The sequence below is a fragment of the Streptomyces sp. NPDC007901 genome (genome assembly GCF_042959465.1).
Lineage (GTDB): Bacteria > Actinomycetota > Actinomycetes > Streptomycetales > Streptomycetaceae > Streptomyces.
Map to the genome: position 1 here is coordinate 84,010 of NZ_JBIBKW010000030.1, position 14,140 is coordinate 98,149.

General features: G+C 68.9%; 13 protein-coding genes and 1 pseudogene. 3 read left to right on the forward strand and 11 right to left on the reverse strand.

Annotation, left to right across the window (positions count from 1 at the left end):
* Window positions 1-356: 356 nt before the first annotated feature.
* The 3 genes from ACFZDK_RS49975 (at window position 357) to ACFZDK_RS49985 (ending at window position 3,789) form a co-directional block, all read left to right on the forward strand.
* The gene (locus ACFZDK_RS49975) at window positions 357-1,796 is read left to right on the forward strand and encodes a hypothetical protein (RefSeq protein ID WP_390984443.1); all 1,440 of its coding nucleotides are present in this window, start codon (window positions 357-359) and stop codon (window positions 1,794-1,796) included.
* On the forward strand, window positions 1,793-3,223 hold the full coding sequence (locus tag ACFZDK_RS49980; protein ID WP_390984446.1) for a hypothetical protein: 1,431 nt from the start codon (window positions 1,793-1,795) through the stop codon (window positions 3,221-3,223). Before ACFZDK_RS49975 ends, ACFZDK_RS49980 begins: the two co-directional genes overlap by 4 nt.
* 65 nt (window positions 3,224-3,288) lie before the next feature.
* On the forward strand, window positions 3,289-3,789 hold the full coding sequence (locus ACFZDK_RS49985; protein ID WP_390984449.1) for a hypothetical protein: 501 nt from the start codon (window positions 3,289-3,291) through the stop codon (window positions 3,787-3,789).
* Between the two features lie 102 nt (window positions 3,790-3,891).
* Here the strand turns inward: ACFZDK_RS49985 and ACFZDK_RS49990 are convergent.
* The 11 genes and pseudogenes from ACFZDK_RS49990 to ACFZDK_RS50040 all read right to left on the reverse strand — a co-directional run.
* Window positions 3,892-4,419 (reverse strand): annotated as a pseudogene (locus tag ACFZDK_RS49990) (transposase); the annotation flags it as partial.
* Between the two features lie 163 nt (window positions 4,420-4,582).
* Complete coding sequence (locus ACFZDK_RS49995) at window positions 4,583-5,386, reverse strand: aminoglycoside phosphotransferase (protein WP_390984451.1); 804 nt, start codon at window positions 5,384-5,386, stop codon at window positions 4,583-4,585.
* A gap of 63 nt (window positions 5,387-5,449) precedes the next feature.
* Window positions 5,450-5,590, reverse strand: coding sequence for a hypothetical protein (locus ACFZDK_RS50000; RefSeq protein ID WP_390984454.1), 141 nt, complete (start codon window positions 5,588-5,590; stop codon window positions 5,450-5,452).
* 5 nt (window positions 5,591-5,595) lie between these two features.
* A complete protein-coding gene (locus ACFZDK_RS50005; protein ID WP_390984457.1) occupies window positions 5,596-6,705 on the reverse strand; it encodes a radical SAM protein in 1,110 nt (369 codons plus the stop codon).
* A gap of 161 nt (window positions 6,706-6,866) precedes the next feature.
* The gene (locus tag ACFZDK_RS50010; RefSeq protein WP_390984460.1) at window positions 6,867-7,793 is read right to left on the reverse strand and encodes an endonuclease/exonuclease/phosphatase family protein; all 927 of its coding nucleotides are present in this window, start codon (window positions 7,791-7,793) and stop codon (window positions 6,867-6,869) included.
* 49 nt (window positions 7,794-7,842) lie between these two features.
* The gene (locus ACFZDK_RS50015; RefSeq protein WP_390984462.1) at window positions 7,843-8,613 is read right to left on the reverse strand and encodes a hypothetical protein; all 771 of its coding nucleotides are present in this window, start codon (window positions 8,611-8,613) and stop codon (window positions 7,843-7,845) included.
* Complete coding sequence (locus ACFZDK_RS50020) at window positions 8,610-9,188, reverse strand: hypothetical protein (RefSeq protein ID WP_390984465.1); 579 nt, start codon at window positions 9,186-9,188, stop codon at window positions 8,610-8,612. Before ACFZDK_RS50020 ends, ACFZDK_RS50015 begins: the two co-directional genes overlap by 4 nt.
* Window positions 9,189-9,282: 94 nt before the next feature.
* Complete coding sequence (locus tag ACFZDK_RS50025) at window positions 9,283-10,644, reverse strand: glutamine synthetase family protein (RefSeq protein WP_390984470.1); 1,362 nt, start codon at window positions 10,642-10,644, stop codon at window positions 9,283-9,285.
* A complete protein-coding gene (locus ACFZDK_RS50030; protein ID WP_390984472.1) occupies window positions 10,644-12,137 on the reverse strand; it encodes an amino acid permease in 1,494 nt (497 codons plus the stop codon). Before ACFZDK_RS50030 ends, ACFZDK_RS50025 begins: the two co-directional genes overlap by 1 nt.
* Before the next feature lie 105 nt (window positions 12,138-12,242).
* Window positions 12,243-13,250, reverse strand: a complete 1,008-nt coding sequence (locus ACFZDK_RS50035; protein WP_390984475.1) for a hypothetical protein — start codon at window positions 13,248-13,250, stop codon at window positions 12,243-12,245.
* Between the two features lie 138 nt (window positions 13,251-13,388).
* A complete protein-coding gene (locus tag ACFZDK_RS50040) occupies window positions 13,389-13,868 on the reverse strand; it encodes an ATP-binding protein (RefSeq protein WP_390984478.1) in 480 nt (159 codons plus the stop codon).
* Window positions 13,869-14,140: the final 272 nt, after the last annotated feature.

A 14,140-nucleotide genomic window follows, 5' to 3' on the forward strand; every position in this document is an offset into this window, starting at 1 on the left:
AGATGCGCAGCGGGCACGCACTCCGACCGCGCAGGACCCTCGCCCGGTTGCGCAGCCGCCGTGCGCAACGCCCGGCGAGGACCTGCGCAACCGGACTGCGCACCTTCCGGGAAGCCGCGCTGGCGATGCGTGGTCGGCCCGACCATGACCCCGACCACGGCAGGTAGACAGCCTCCGTTGCCGGATCGTGACCGATGGTCGGGGTTCGTGGCCGCCGGACCGGTCGGGGCCGGCGGGTGATCTGTCGGCATGAAACGCACGCACCTCCCCACACCCGGGAACGGAGACGGCCCCCCGCCGGCGGTCCCGGCGTCCTGCCCCGGCCACGGCGCGCAGCCCGCGTCGAGGGCACGGCGGTGAGCCGTTTCGGGGCGGGGGTCCGCCGGGGTGTGATGGCCGCCGACCGGTTCACGCAGATCGCGAACGGACTGTTCCGGGACAGCCGGCTGTCGTTCAAGGCGAAGGGGATCTTCGGGTACGTCAGCACCCACCGGGAAGGCTGGCAGATCACCATCGCCCACCTCGTCTCCGCAGGCCCCGACGGACGGGAGGCGGTCCGCGCCGGCCTGAAGGAACTGGAGCGGTACGGCTACCTCGTCCGCGAGCGCCTGCGCCGCCCGGACGGGGCGCTCGGCGAGGTCGTCTACTCGATCACCGACCGTCCCGCCGTCGTCGACGTCACCGTCCCGGGGGCCGCCTCCGCCCTTGCGATCGAGGACGAACGCGACGCCGGTTTCGGGGCGGGGGTCCGCCGGGGTGTGATGGCCGCCGACCGGTTCACGCAGATCGCGAACGGACTGTTCCGGGACAGCCGGCTGTCGTTCAAGGCGAAGGGGATCTTCGGGTACGTCAGCACCCACCGGGACGGCTGGCAGGTGACCGTCGCCGAGCTCGTGCGCCGAGGCCGCGAAGGCGTCGACGCGGTCACCACCGGGCTCAAGCAGCTGGAGCAGCACGGATTCCTCTACCGCAGCCGCGACCGCAACCCCGACGGCACGCTCGGCCAGGCGCTGTACTTCATCACCGACCTGCCCGCTCTGGAAAACGCCACGTCACAGCCAGAGTCGGGTTTTCCAGGATTGGCTGAGCCAACGTTGGCTGATCCCGGCACTAAGAACACCAACAGAAAGAAGACCACGACAGAGAACACCAGCCCCCTCCCTCCGTGCCGCCGCACCGGCGCCGCACGTACACCGGGACGTCGGCACCAGCCAGACGCAACAGCCACGAAGGCCGAGCCCGCAGCCGATGAGATGCACCCGGGGATCCGGCTGCTCCTCGACCTCGGAGCGGCCCGCCCCGACCTGCTGCTGACCGGGAAGACGCTTACCGATCAAGGCCGCATCGTGACCGTGATGCTGGAAGCCGGCTGGAGCACGGAGCACCTTCGGCACGTCATCGCCGACCGGCCCCTGCCCCGCCCCGTCCGCACGACGGTCGGTGCGATCATCGCCGCCCGCCTGCGCGCCGCCCAGGCCTACCCGCCGCCCGCCGTCGAGGCCGGCCCCCGCGACCGGGCCGCCTGGGACGACCCGTCGCGTCGGCGGAACCCCGACTCCGCGGCCGCCCGCACGGTGAGCGAAGCACTGACCTACCGGGTCCTCGTCGAATGCGCCGGCTGCGGCCGTCCAGGGACCGCCCCCGGCGAGGACCTCTGCCCGGCCTGCCTCGGCTGGCCGCTGTGCCGCACGTGCCCCGGACCCACACCGCGACGCGCTCACCCCCACGGCGACGGCCGCTGCACCACGTGTGCCTCCGCCCTGACTGATCATCACCTGGAAGGAAGCAGCCCGTGACCGACACACTTCACACGCCACCGCCGACCGACCACGGGCGCCCCTTTGCCCGCGACTCGGGACGGTGGGAGAAGGAATGCTCCCGCGCCCTGAGGACCGGGCACATCCGCGACCACACCTGTTCGGCAGCCTGCGAGCCCGTGATCGTCTTCGAGCGCACCGGATGGGGCTGGTTCGCCTGGACGGTACCCGGGGACGGCAGTTCGCCGGCCATCCCCCACCAGATCGGGGTACTCACCCCGGCCGCCACCAGTACACAGCGCCTTGCCCTGCGCTGGGTGACCCGGCGCCCAGCCCGGCGTATGGCCGTCGGTGCTCTCCACGGCTCGCTGCGGTTGTCCTCCGCCTCCATGGCCTTCATCAGCCTGCTCATCGGCCTGATGGCCATCGACCGCGGAATCCCGGTCACCGTTGCCCTGCCGGCCATGCTCCTGGCTCCCCTGGTCGCCGAGTACCTCCCCGACTGGCTGGACGCCTGGGCCCGCGAATACGTCCGCACGGTCGAAGGTGACGGCGCCTGCCGCTACCTGCACCGTCTCGCCGGCCTGCACACCGTTCTCGTCCTAGCCGCCGCCGACAGCGACCGCTATGAGCTGCGCCGCTCGGCCGAGATCGGCCACACCCTGCTCTGGGACACCGCCGATCTGCTCCAGACCCGGGACACCCGCTCCGCCTCCGCCTGCCTCATCACCCGCGAGCGCCTGATGCTCCAACTCATCCACCAAGTCACCCAGATCCTCAAGCACACCACGCAGGACGGCACGGACGGCACGAACCAGGACTCCGCCCCCGCGCAGCCCGCGGATCCGCACCCGTGGGCCACGCGATCGGCAACCGAACCCGCTCCTCGTCACGTACCCAGCCCACTCCCGCAGAAGGGAACGCCGCGCATGTCACAGCCCGAGCCCGTCCAGGTGATCCGCCCTTTGAACGTCTACCTCCTCTTCGCCCACGAGCCGTACCACCCGGCCGGCGCCCAGGAGATCAACACGTCCGTCGTCGCGGCAGCCTCCCTGTTGCACCCCGGCGTACGGCAGCCCGACGGCGCACGCATCCACCAGTTGCTCGTCCGCGGCCGCCGGCCGGGCGAGATCGTGCCGCTGTCCACGCTCACCCACGAACTCGACGGCGGCACCCGCTGGCCGGAGGTCGGCGACTGGGAAGCCGTGACCCGCGACCTGCTGCAGCTCATCCGCGACAACGACTGCGACGCCCTCAGCCTGGGCCTGCCGGACATCGCCCGCGCCCTCGTGTGCGCAGGCCCCCACAGTGAGGTCCGCACGGTCGACCCGACATCCGGGCACCAGCGGGCCTACGGGCCCGCCGACCGGATCGAGGTCCTCGTCGAGGTCGGCAAACACCTGGCCCGGGAGGAAGCCGGATTTCCCCTCTGGCCCGGCAACGGACTGCTCGCCCCGCTGGCCTGACGACCAGGAGCCCAGACGATCACCGCCCCCTTCACTGCACGAACGCCAACGGCTCTGTTCTGTTGGTGCCTTTCCTGAAGGCGACGTGCCCGTGGTTGCGTACTTCCTTGGTGCGTGGCCTGGCGGTAGCGGCGGCTCCGCTGGATGGTGGCGGGATGGGGAAACGGGAGACAGGGGAGGAAGTGGTCCGTCGGGTGGGGCGGGATGCTTTGAGGTTCCTGACCGAGGCGGGGTTCGCGATGCCGTCCGACATTGAAGGGGGCCTTGAGTACACCGGTCGCGGCCTGAAGATCGGTTCTTATCACTATGTGTGGGTCCATGAAGTCGCGGTGTCGGCATTCGTGGAAATGACGGAGGAACCTCTGCCTGCACGTCACCGGGCCAAAGTGGAGGAACTCTACGCCGAGTGCGGGCTTGGGGCACCGAATCATCTGCCGGGGACCGCAGGCAATGCGCGCCTGACGGAGGTCAGGGTGCGGGTGTTCGCGAGCGCTCTGAGACAGCTGCTGCCGTTCCTGCTCGGCTCCGACCGTGACGCACTGATTCGTAGGGCCTCAGCCCGCTGATTGCAGCGTCCGGCTCGGCGAGAACAGGGAATCTTGATGCTGATCGAGGCATCAGGCAGCTCGTGCGAGGAACGGCGGCGTGACGGTGGGCTCCGGTTACCGGCCGCGTCGGGTGAGGTGCCGGGGCATCAGAGTGATCGCCGCCCAGGTGATGTGGGCCTCGGATAGTTGAGGCAGGCGTTCGTTGTCGCGGACGTGGCGGCGGGCACACATGATCCACGACAGGGACCGTTCCACGATCCAGCGGCGTGGCAGCACGACGAAGCCCGGGTGTGCGGGTGGCCGGGAGACGACGTTGATCATCAGATTCAGCCTGGTCTTGGCCCAGTCGACCAGTTGGTCGGCGTAGACGGAGCCGGCCCAGATCACGGTGATCTCTGGGTGCGTGAGCCGGAGACGGAAGAGGACCTCCTTGGCAGCATCACGGTCGGTCAGGTCTGCTGGGGTGTCCCGGACCAGCAGGGGTAAGCCGCGGATATCCACGACCAGGTGGCGCTTGCGGCTGTTGATTTTCTTGGCGGCGTCGTAGCCGCAGCTCTGCCGGGCGATGGTCTCGGCGGCTTTCGCGCTCTGGGAGTCGATGGTCACGACCACTGCCTGTGTCGTCTTGCCCACCCAGATGCGGGACCGCGCGTGGAAGCTGGTTGTGCAGGACACCGACGGCACTTACACCGGTGCCCTCGTCGTACTTCTCCCGTCCGCGCACGGAGAACGGCTCGCCCCCGTGCCCGATGAGGGAGGGGGAGGAGCGCGGCCCCCGCCGGGGGCGGAGGTCTCGGGGCGGGGCGAGGGGTCAAGCGGTGGTGTTCCGGTGTGTGTCCCAGGTGCGCGTCGCGTGCTGCATCGGCTTGGCCCAGTTGTCTTTGCTCTCGGTGGCGATGGAGTCCCAGAGCCGGCGCTGGACGCGGGCGAGCGCGTCGAGGCCGGCGGGTGGGGCGAGCCCCCAGGCCGGGTGCGCGGCAGCCTCGCCCTCGGCCTGGACGGGGGTGTGTCCGTGGGCGATGAGCCACAGCAGCCACAGCGCCGGGTCGATCCAGGCAGCGCCGCGCGAGGCCCAGCCCCAGTCAACGAGCAGGGCCCCGCCGTCGGCCATGATCACGTTGTGGGGGTTCCACTCCGTGTGGAGCAGGCTGTTCCCCGCAAACCACGACAGGTCAGCGGGATCTTCCACGTACGTCCGGAGCCTGTGGGCCATGTCCTTCAACTCGATGCCCGGGGCAGGGACTTCGGCGAGCTGCGCCATGGTGGTCATGACCGCGGGCAGATCCGGCGATTCGGGCGTGAAGTCGGCATGCCCTCCCTCAACGTAGTCGAAGCCGAGCAGACTCCACCCGTCCGCTTCTACGTGCCAACGCAGCTCAGGTGCGATGCCCCGCACATGCGGGCTGATGTCTGCCTCGCGTTTCTGGGTCCACACCCAGGGATGATCGAGCGGCAGGCCTTTGACGAACAGCTTGTGCTCGGTCGTTCGCACGCGGGCAGCGATGGCGCTGTTGCGGCCGGCGTTCACGGTCCCGACATCGACGACCGGGCCACTGGCCTTCTCAATCAGGCGCAGCACTGCATCCGGGAGCTCGGCCAGGCGCTGGGTGGACATGGAGTCTCCAAGGGGGGAACGGCGCCGGGGCCGCGCGTCGGTGCGCGACCCCGGCAAGGTGGTTCAGTTGTACGGGTTGTCGTCTCCGCAGCCGGGGACCGTGCTTTCGGTCAGTTCGTCGACGTCGGTGACCAGGACGATGTCCTCCGCGTCCAGGACGACGGGCTCCGGCTTGCGCGTGAGTTCGACCATGACAACAGTCATGCCGGTTACCTCTCTCCGTGTTGGCAGTAGTTGACCAGTGGTGCCTTCGCATCCTGGAAGACCTTGGCCATCGGCCTGCACACCCGACACGTGTCGGAGAGCTGGCAGCCGGTGCATCCTCCGGTGCGAAGCATGAGGGACTCGGCGATCTCACCGAGTCGGGTCAGACCTTCCACGCCTTCGGCGATCAGGTCGATGTTCGGTTCGCGGCCGACCTTGCAGATCGAGGCGCGGCCGAACGGGTCGGCGTGGAAGAAGGTCACACCGGCCGGGCATCCGGTGAACGGCGCCCGGTTGGTGAGGTACTGGGGGGACTGCGAGGGCAGCGGTTCCGCGGTGCCGTGGATCGTCGGCGAGATGTTCGCGTACTCGCGGTAGGGCACACCGAGCTGCCCCGCCCACTCGCGCATGGCATCGGCCTCGTGAACATTGTCCTGGACGATGATCAGGCTCAGGTCGATGTTCAGCCCGGCGTCGACGGCCTTGTGCACGCCCTCCCTGAAGCGGGCGAATCCGCCGCGGCGGCGCGTCACCGCGTCGTAGGTGCCGGCCGTCGCGCCGTACACGCTCAGTGTCAGCTTGGTCGGCGGGAGAGTGCGCAGCAGATTGAGGATGTGCGGCTTGCGCAGCCGGGAGCCGTTGGACAGGAGTTCCAGCATCATGCCCATCTCGTGCGCGAGCCGGTACGCCTCGGGGAAGTCCGGGTCGATGAGCGGTTCCCCGCCGGTGATCTGGAGCCAGATCACCCCGGCATCGCGCAGAACGGCCAGCAGTTTCCGCTTGCCGTCCATGTCCAGGCCCTCGAACCGCTTCTCGCCGAGATAGCACATGATGCAGTCGAGGTCACAGCCGAGATTGATCTCCCACGTGGCGCGGCTGAAGTCGTACGGCCCCGCCTCGCGTACGAGAATCGCGTCACCGGCGCTGTGGCCGGCCAGGTCAACGTTCCACTGCGCGCCCACCGGACCGATGAGCCAGCCGGGCACGGTGCCGGAGGCCGACACCAGGGCGCGCAACTCCTCGAACCTGGCGTGGGGGAGTTGCAAGGCCTTGGCACTGCCCGGCCGGAGAATGAGGCCTTGCTCTCCGAACGGTGTCGCAACGAACTGGTGCACGTGGACGTCCTTTCGCCTGGAAGAGCCAGTGGGTTGGGAGACCCCGGCGCGGGGTGAGCAAGAGCGCCGTGGGGGAACGGTGGTCCGCAGTTCCCCGCGCCGGGAGTCGGGCCTGCCCGGGTGGCGCAGACCGGATCCATCCGGACCACCCGGGCAGGTGTCTATGCGGCGCGAGCCGACTCAGGGGTCAGCACGCGGCGTAGTTCCGGCAGGCTGAACACGGCGAGGACGGGCGCATGGTCGGATGCCGCGATCACCTCTTCGGTGACGATGACCTCCACCCGGATCAAGGCTCCGGCGATGCCGGGCGTTGCGTAGATCCGATCGATACGCCGCCTCGGGCCCTGGTCCGTACGCCACAGGGACCCCGTGGGAGTGAGGGGATCAGGGTCCTGCTGGCCGAGGACGGTCGCGGCGTAGTGGGCCAGGTCCACGAAGACGGGCGGCTGACCGTCATGCTCCCCCGCGAGGATCTCGTCCGGCACGGTGTCCGTGACCCGCTTGCCACCCCGCTCGATCGTCCGCGCCTCGAAGAGGCCGCGGTCCTCGACTCGACTCCAGTCCGTGGGCTCCGCCGTCTCGTCGTGCAGCCGGTGCGGCTCGCTGTTGCAGTCGCCCCCGAGGATGGCCTCCACGCCCGGCCGCCGCAGAACAGTCAGCCGCTTCGCTTCCCGGGCCCGCGTTGCTGGATCGTAGGAGCACAGATGGAACGACGCGAGAGCCAGATCCTTCGACGCTCCCTTGAGCCTCACCACCGGGTTGCACACGGGGTGCCATATGTTCGTGTGGTGCTCGAAGAACTGGACCGGATCGAACAGGTCCCGGTCGACGTAGACCCCGGTCGGGTTGGCGGACTCCGGTGTCGCGGTGGCGAGGAATGGCGTGTGGTTGCCGAGCCGGCGGGCCTCCGCCCAGACCATGCGCTGGCCGTGCATGTCGGCTCGCGTGAGCTCCTGGCGGAGCAGCACGTGCGGCCGGAGCTGGGTGAGGACGTCCACCGCCAGGTTCCAGCGCTCGGCCGACCCGTTGGTGTCCGTGCCGTTGTGCTCGACGTTCCACGAGACTGCGTAGAACTCCTCGGTGACCACTGTGTGATCCCTTCGTCGTGGTGTGGTTGCAGGGACGGGACTGCGCCGTTCAGAGAGACGTCGCCGCAGCCCCGGCTCCGCCGACGCTGTCGTGATACGCGGAAGGCTCGGAGACTTCTTCGGCCATGGCGTGCAGTTCGTCGGGACTGACCGAGGTCACGCCATGGAGGCTGACGACGGTGAAGCTCGCGAGCGTCCAGGGGCTGACGGCTGAGGCGATGTCGACGTGAGCGAGCTCACCGGGGCGCGACCCGACGTGAGGAAGCGGCGCAAGCGTCTTGGGGTCGTGGATGACACCGGCGACGCCGTACAACGTGGCGCGCTCCACCAGCGCGACGGCATACCCGCGCCCCAGGGGCGGGCAGTTCTCCACCGCCTCGATGGCGCAGGGCGGATGCACCGGGGGTGCGGCCGTTGTCTCGCCCTCGGCGATGGGGTGCGCGCCGCCCAGGAGGAACAGGGTGCGGCCGTCGGCCCGGGTGCCGACGGTCGGGCCGCTGCACACCTGGCACAGGCTGTGCTCCATCGCCCGTCGCTGCCGGTGGGGATTGACCAGGTGGAATTCAGGCTCGCAGCGGCCCGGGGCGAGAGCCGACCGGATGTGCAGCACCCCGTAGCGGCGATCGGTTCGGGGGTCTTCGTCCTCGAACCCGATCCCCTCGCCGGCGAGCGTGACGCGGCGGACAACACGCGGTTGGGGAACGGACTCCGCCGTCCACCGGGTGATGTACGGCACGCGCTTGCCACGCCAACGCAGACCCTTCGTGAACACACCGCCGGCTTCGGCGGCGCCGATCGTCGTTGCCTGGGCCGCGCTCATCCGGTGCCTTTCCGTTCCGTGGGGATCGGGCGGGAGCCATACACGGGATGGAGGACGCCCACGACCTGGCCTGTGACGGACCCGGCGACGGATGCGGTATCGCTGCCGGCTGTGGGAAGCTGCCGGACGGTCAGATGGGCACCTGAGCGCAGCGCGTGACTGATGTGGCGGTCGAGCGGCACCTTGAGGACGATGACCCTGGCCGTCCCGTCTTCGTGTTCCTCGCTGCTGTGGCCCAGGAAGGGACAGCCCACGATCCCCGCAGTGGTCCTCCCCTGGGACTGGGCAGTGTCGGCAGGAATCCGCTGGCCGCGGAAACGGCCGTCGGCACGGACTACCAGCCCTTTCGCTTCCAGTTTCCCGAGCTGGTGATCGACGCTCGATGGCGAGCGCAGTCCGACCGCCTTGGCGATCTCCCGGAGCGTGGGAGGAAAACCCTGCTCCGCGATGGCCTCGCGGAGGAAGCCGAGGATCTGTAACTGGCGGGTCGACAGCCCGCTGCTCGGGGTATCGGGAGTGCTGTCGGCGTCCGGGCTCTCACTGCGGGTCTCCACCGCTGCGGCGATGTTCGTCATCGGCTTCCTGGACATCTCTTCTTGCGGGTGGCGGACCTCCCTGCCACCGGGCGCGGACCCGGGCCCGGCGGCAGAGAGTATGGGGCTGGAGGCTTCACGCAATGTCGAGGAGTTCTCGTTCGACGTCGGTGACCCTGCTGCGCCAGCGGTCGACCTCGGCCTGGGCCGCCCGGGCGTAGTGGACGACGACGTTGGTACCGAGCAGTGCGTGCGCGAACTGGCTGCCGCGGAAGTCAGCGAGGGCTTCCGACAGGTTGCCGGGCAGGGGCCGGGCCGTCCTGTCGGCGTAGGCGTCGCCGAGGCACGGGGACGGCGGGGTCAGCTTCTCGTCGAGACCGTGCGCGATGGCGGCGAGCGAGGCGGCAGCCACCAGGTACGGGTTGGCGTCGCCGCCGGCCAGCCGGTTCTCCAGATGGGTGCCCTCCCCGTCCCCGGTGACCCTGATCGCGCAGCCGCGATTGTCCGGGCCCCAGTTCATGTACTGGGGAGCGAAGTCGTACGCCGACACGAACCGCTTGTAGGAGTTCGTGCCCGGTGCGTACAGCGGGCCCAGGTGCGGCATGGCGGCGACCAGCCCGGCGATGGACTGGGCCATGACCCCGATGGGCGGGTCAAGGTGGGAGCCGGTGGCGAAGAGCGGTCTGTCGTCCCGCCAGAGCGACAGGTGCAGGTGCAGGCCGCTGGTCACGCCGGTGACCGGCGAGGCCATGAACGACGCACGCATGCCGTGCCGCCGCGCGAGGTACTTCACGCAGTGCTTGTAGACCGTGTAGCTGTCGCAGGCCTTCATCACGTCCCCGTAGGGGAAGGTGATCTCGGCCTGGCCGCCGCCGCTCTCGGTCTTGACGGCCTCGGGCCGCACTCCGGCATCGTGCAGTGCGTGTTCCAGGTAGCCGAAGAAGTCCGTGAGGTGGGGCCGGTGGTCGAGGTCGTAGTCCGCGTTGTGGCCCATGACCGGCGTGCCGTCCTCGTTGTAGAGCACGAACTCGCTCTCCCACCCGATGCGCGCCTCGACACCGAGCTCTGCGAGGCGCTCCAGTTGCCGGCGCAGCATCTGCCGGGGCGCGACCTCGATGAACGCGCCGTCGGCATCCAGGGCGTCGCAGTGGACCAGAGCGACGCCTGGCATGTAGGGCAGCGCGCGCAGCGTGTCCCAGTCGGCGGCGACCTGCATGTCGTGGAAGCCGTCGTTCCAGTCGGTCAGGTCGAAGCCGGACAGCGGGTCCATGTGGGTGTTGGTGGCCAGGATGTAGGAGCAGGCATCGGCCACGTGTTTGCCGGCACCGGCGTCGAGCCGTTCGAGGAGGGGGAGGGCGCCCATTCGTTTGCCCTTGAGGCGGCCCTGCATGTCCGGGATGGCGGTCATCACCGTGTGGATGGTGCCCAGCGGTGCTAACGACCTCAGGGTGTCGAGGGTGAGGTGTTCGCCGACGGCGGGGATGCTTTCGGTGGTCATCAGAATCCGTCGCTTTCCGGGATCAGGGCTTCGGCGGGCTGCGCCGCGCCGCCCGTCGGCTGGTAGCCCTTGCGGCCCTGGACCTTCCAGGCGGCCCAGAGGAGCAGGAGGGCCACCGCGAGGGTGACCGGGGCGTAGTTGAAGGTGTCGGTGGTGATCACGCCGACCTGCGGGAGGCAGAACACGACGATCATGGCCGGGGCGTAGACGCAGGCGATGACCGAGACCGGCTTGCGCCAGGCTCCGAGGGTCCAGGGCCCTGGCCGGTAGGCCTTGCCCTTGCGCAGGGCGAGGTAGACGGGGATGGTGCAGGCGGGGAGCATGCCGACCGCATTGATCGCGGTGATGGCGCCGTACGCGACCGGCGACTTCAGAGCGGGCAGTGCGAGGACGAACGGCAAGAACACGGAGAACCACACGGCCCGGGTCGGCACCTTCGTGCGGGAGCTGACGTGGCGCCAGAACTCGGACTTCGGGAGGGCTCCGCTGCGGGAGAACGCGTAGACCATGCGGGCACATGCCCCCACTTCCGAGTTGCCGCACAGCAGCATCGCCACGATCACGACCAGCAGCAGCAATTTCGCTCCTGCCGTGCCGAGGACGTCGAGGAAGATCTGCGCGGGTGGCACGCCGGTCGCGGAGTTCAGTGTGCGGGTGTAGTCCTGGATGGCGAGCAGCATGCCGGCGAGGAGGATGAAACCGCCCACCCAGGACGCCGTGATGGCGTGGACGATGCCCCGGGGTGCGGAGATCTGCGCGTTGGTGGTCTCCTCGGCGATGTGCGCGGAGGCGTCGTAGCCGCAGAACGTGTATCCGGCCACCAAGCTGCCGACCAGCACCACTTGCAGCGTGCTGCTGATGCCGCTCTCGTTGTGGAAGGTCAGCAGGAAGGACGGCGACTGGTGCGGGGCGGAGGAGAGCATGAGGGCGCCGACGATGAGTACGACTCCGCCCACCTGCCACCACACCGATATGGAGTTGAGGATGTTGAGTACGCGGACGTTGGTCGAGTTCAGCAGCCCGTGAGCGATCAGGATGACGCCGAAGAGCAGCATGGTGGTGGTGGCCGTCGGCGCTGTGCCCCATTGCAGCTGGATGAACGCACCGATGAACTGGGCGGCGCCGTAGTCGATGCCGGCGATGGCACCGAGCAGCCCGAGCAGGTTGAGACCGCCGGTCAGCCACCCCCAGCCGGCCCCGCCGAGCTTCTCGGCCATGAAATAGGGGCCGCCGGATGTCGGGTAGGCGGAGACCACTTCGGCCAGCGCCATGCCGACGAACAGGGTGAAGAACCCGACAGCGACCCAGGTGCCGAGCATGACCACGGGCCCGCCGTGGCCCATGCCGAAACCGAACATGCTCATGCCGCCGGCCAGGATGCAGATGACCGAGATGCTGATCGCCCGGTTCTGGAACGGACTGGTGCGACGGGACAGCTCGGGCTTGATGCCGAGGCCGGCCAGGACGTCGTCGTCACTGCCGGTTCTGCGCATTGTCCTACTTCTGGACACCGGATTCCTTTAGGGGGAAGAGAGGAAAAAAGGGGGGGGACGGTACGGAGGCTCAAGAAGGGCGCTCTGGCGGCGCGCGGGGACTGGTCATCGGCGCCTGCGCAGGACGGACACCCGGGTCCGTACGAACTCGTCACGCCAGTCCGCAGAGCGGCCCAGACTGGCGTTGATAGTCCGCCACGGCTCGGCCGTGGTGTAGGGGCCCATCGCCTCGAACACCGCGCCGGCTCGGGCCTCCTCGCCGCAGGCCACCAGCGTGAACGCCAGATGACTCAGGTCGGCCAGAGCCACCCACGGATATTCCGTTGCCGGGATCTTGTCGAACCACTCGTCGTACGCCCGCACCGCGTACCCGCTGACCCGGCCTTCCTGCCAGAAGGCAATGGCCGTGCCTTCACCGTTGCCGTGGCGTTGGCGGTACACGTCCATGAGCGCGTACAGAGGGAGCAGCAGCAGATCGGGACTGACCACCCGTCCCATGACCAGCCAGCCGGAAAAGTCCTCGGCAGTCCCGGGAGACCCGCGGTGCAGGAAGAACTCCCGCATCCGGTGATGGCCCTCCCGGCTACCAGGATGGCGACGGTTGATCTCGTGCAGCAGCGGCCACGGCCCACGATGCGGCATCCCGGGATCCCTCGACAGGTTCCATGGCAACGGGCGCCTGTCCGCGTATGGGTCGAAGTCGACCGGGTCGACGGGCAGCTGCGTGAGGCGGAGCAGGTCGATCCAGGGGACAGGACAGGCCGGAGACTGGCCGATGGCAGTGAGGCATGCCTGCCGGGCAAGGTTCATTGCGCGGCCCACCAACTCCGGCTGTGCGCCGGAATGATGGGCGACGACCGCTGTCCTGGTGAGCGCCCTGGCCCACATGATCAGCGCGTGCGGATTCTGCGGGTCCTCGTCCAACCAGGCCTTGATGACGCCCGCCGCACCGTCGCCGGCGGCCAGGAGCTGCGTGCGGATCGTGTACAGAGACCAGTGCCAGCCGGTTCGAACCAGCAGGTCACGGGCAGCGAGGTAGCGGCCGATCTTCAGGTCTTCCAGTGCGCGACGCAGGTCAACATCAGTACCGACCTGACTCACGATCAGAGTCATGTCATCCGGGGTGCCGCGAGCCGCTCGCCGTGCGGACGCTGCACCGGTCGCTAAGGAGTCAGGCATGGGGGAGGCCTTGGGATTGGAGGTGTGCGTAGGGACTTGCAGGATCTCGGGACTGAGGCTGAGAAGCCGTGATCAGGTTCCGGTGATCTGCGTGAGCAGCGGGAGCGTGCACCACGCGCGGGTGCCGTCTGCGGTGAAACCCCATTCGCCGCCCGCCGCCTTTGCCATGGCGTCCACCAGGAACAGGCCGCGGCCGTTCTCCGTGCGACTGTCCGGGTGCTGCACCGAGGGGGCCGGAGAGGGGGTGTAGTCGGCGACCTCGATGCGAAGTCCGCAGGCAGAGGGCATCCAGACGCGTACGCCGATGCTGTCCGACGCGCCGTGCAGGATGGCGTTCGCGCACATCTCGGAGACGATGAGTAACAGGGTGTCGATCAGGTCATCCGGCACCCGGCAGTAGCTGCACCAGGCCCGCGCGACACTCCGTGCCTGCCTGACGCTCGCCGCAACCGCCGGCATCGCAATGTCGAACCCGTCCGTTACGGGATACCGGACCGGAACGAGAAATGACGCCGCCGACAGGCTCGTCAATTCGGCAGGCTTTGGTGACATTGGGGTGACTCCCTGGCTTCTGTGTCCGGTCGAGCACTCACAGCGAAGTAGGCGATCAGAGTTCACCCACCCCAGGTAGCTCCGCCATGACCTGTGACGTGGCTTCTTCGGTACCTCCGGGCGAGTGACGTGGCCTCGGAGTAGCTTCGAAGTGGCTTCTGCTCGGGCGAGGTTGCCGATGGCGTCCCTCGTCGTGGTGTACGGGATCAGCGGCTGGGAGTGCGCGGGCGTCTGCCCGGGGCGCACTTCCACGGGTGAGTTCCGCTCCCTGA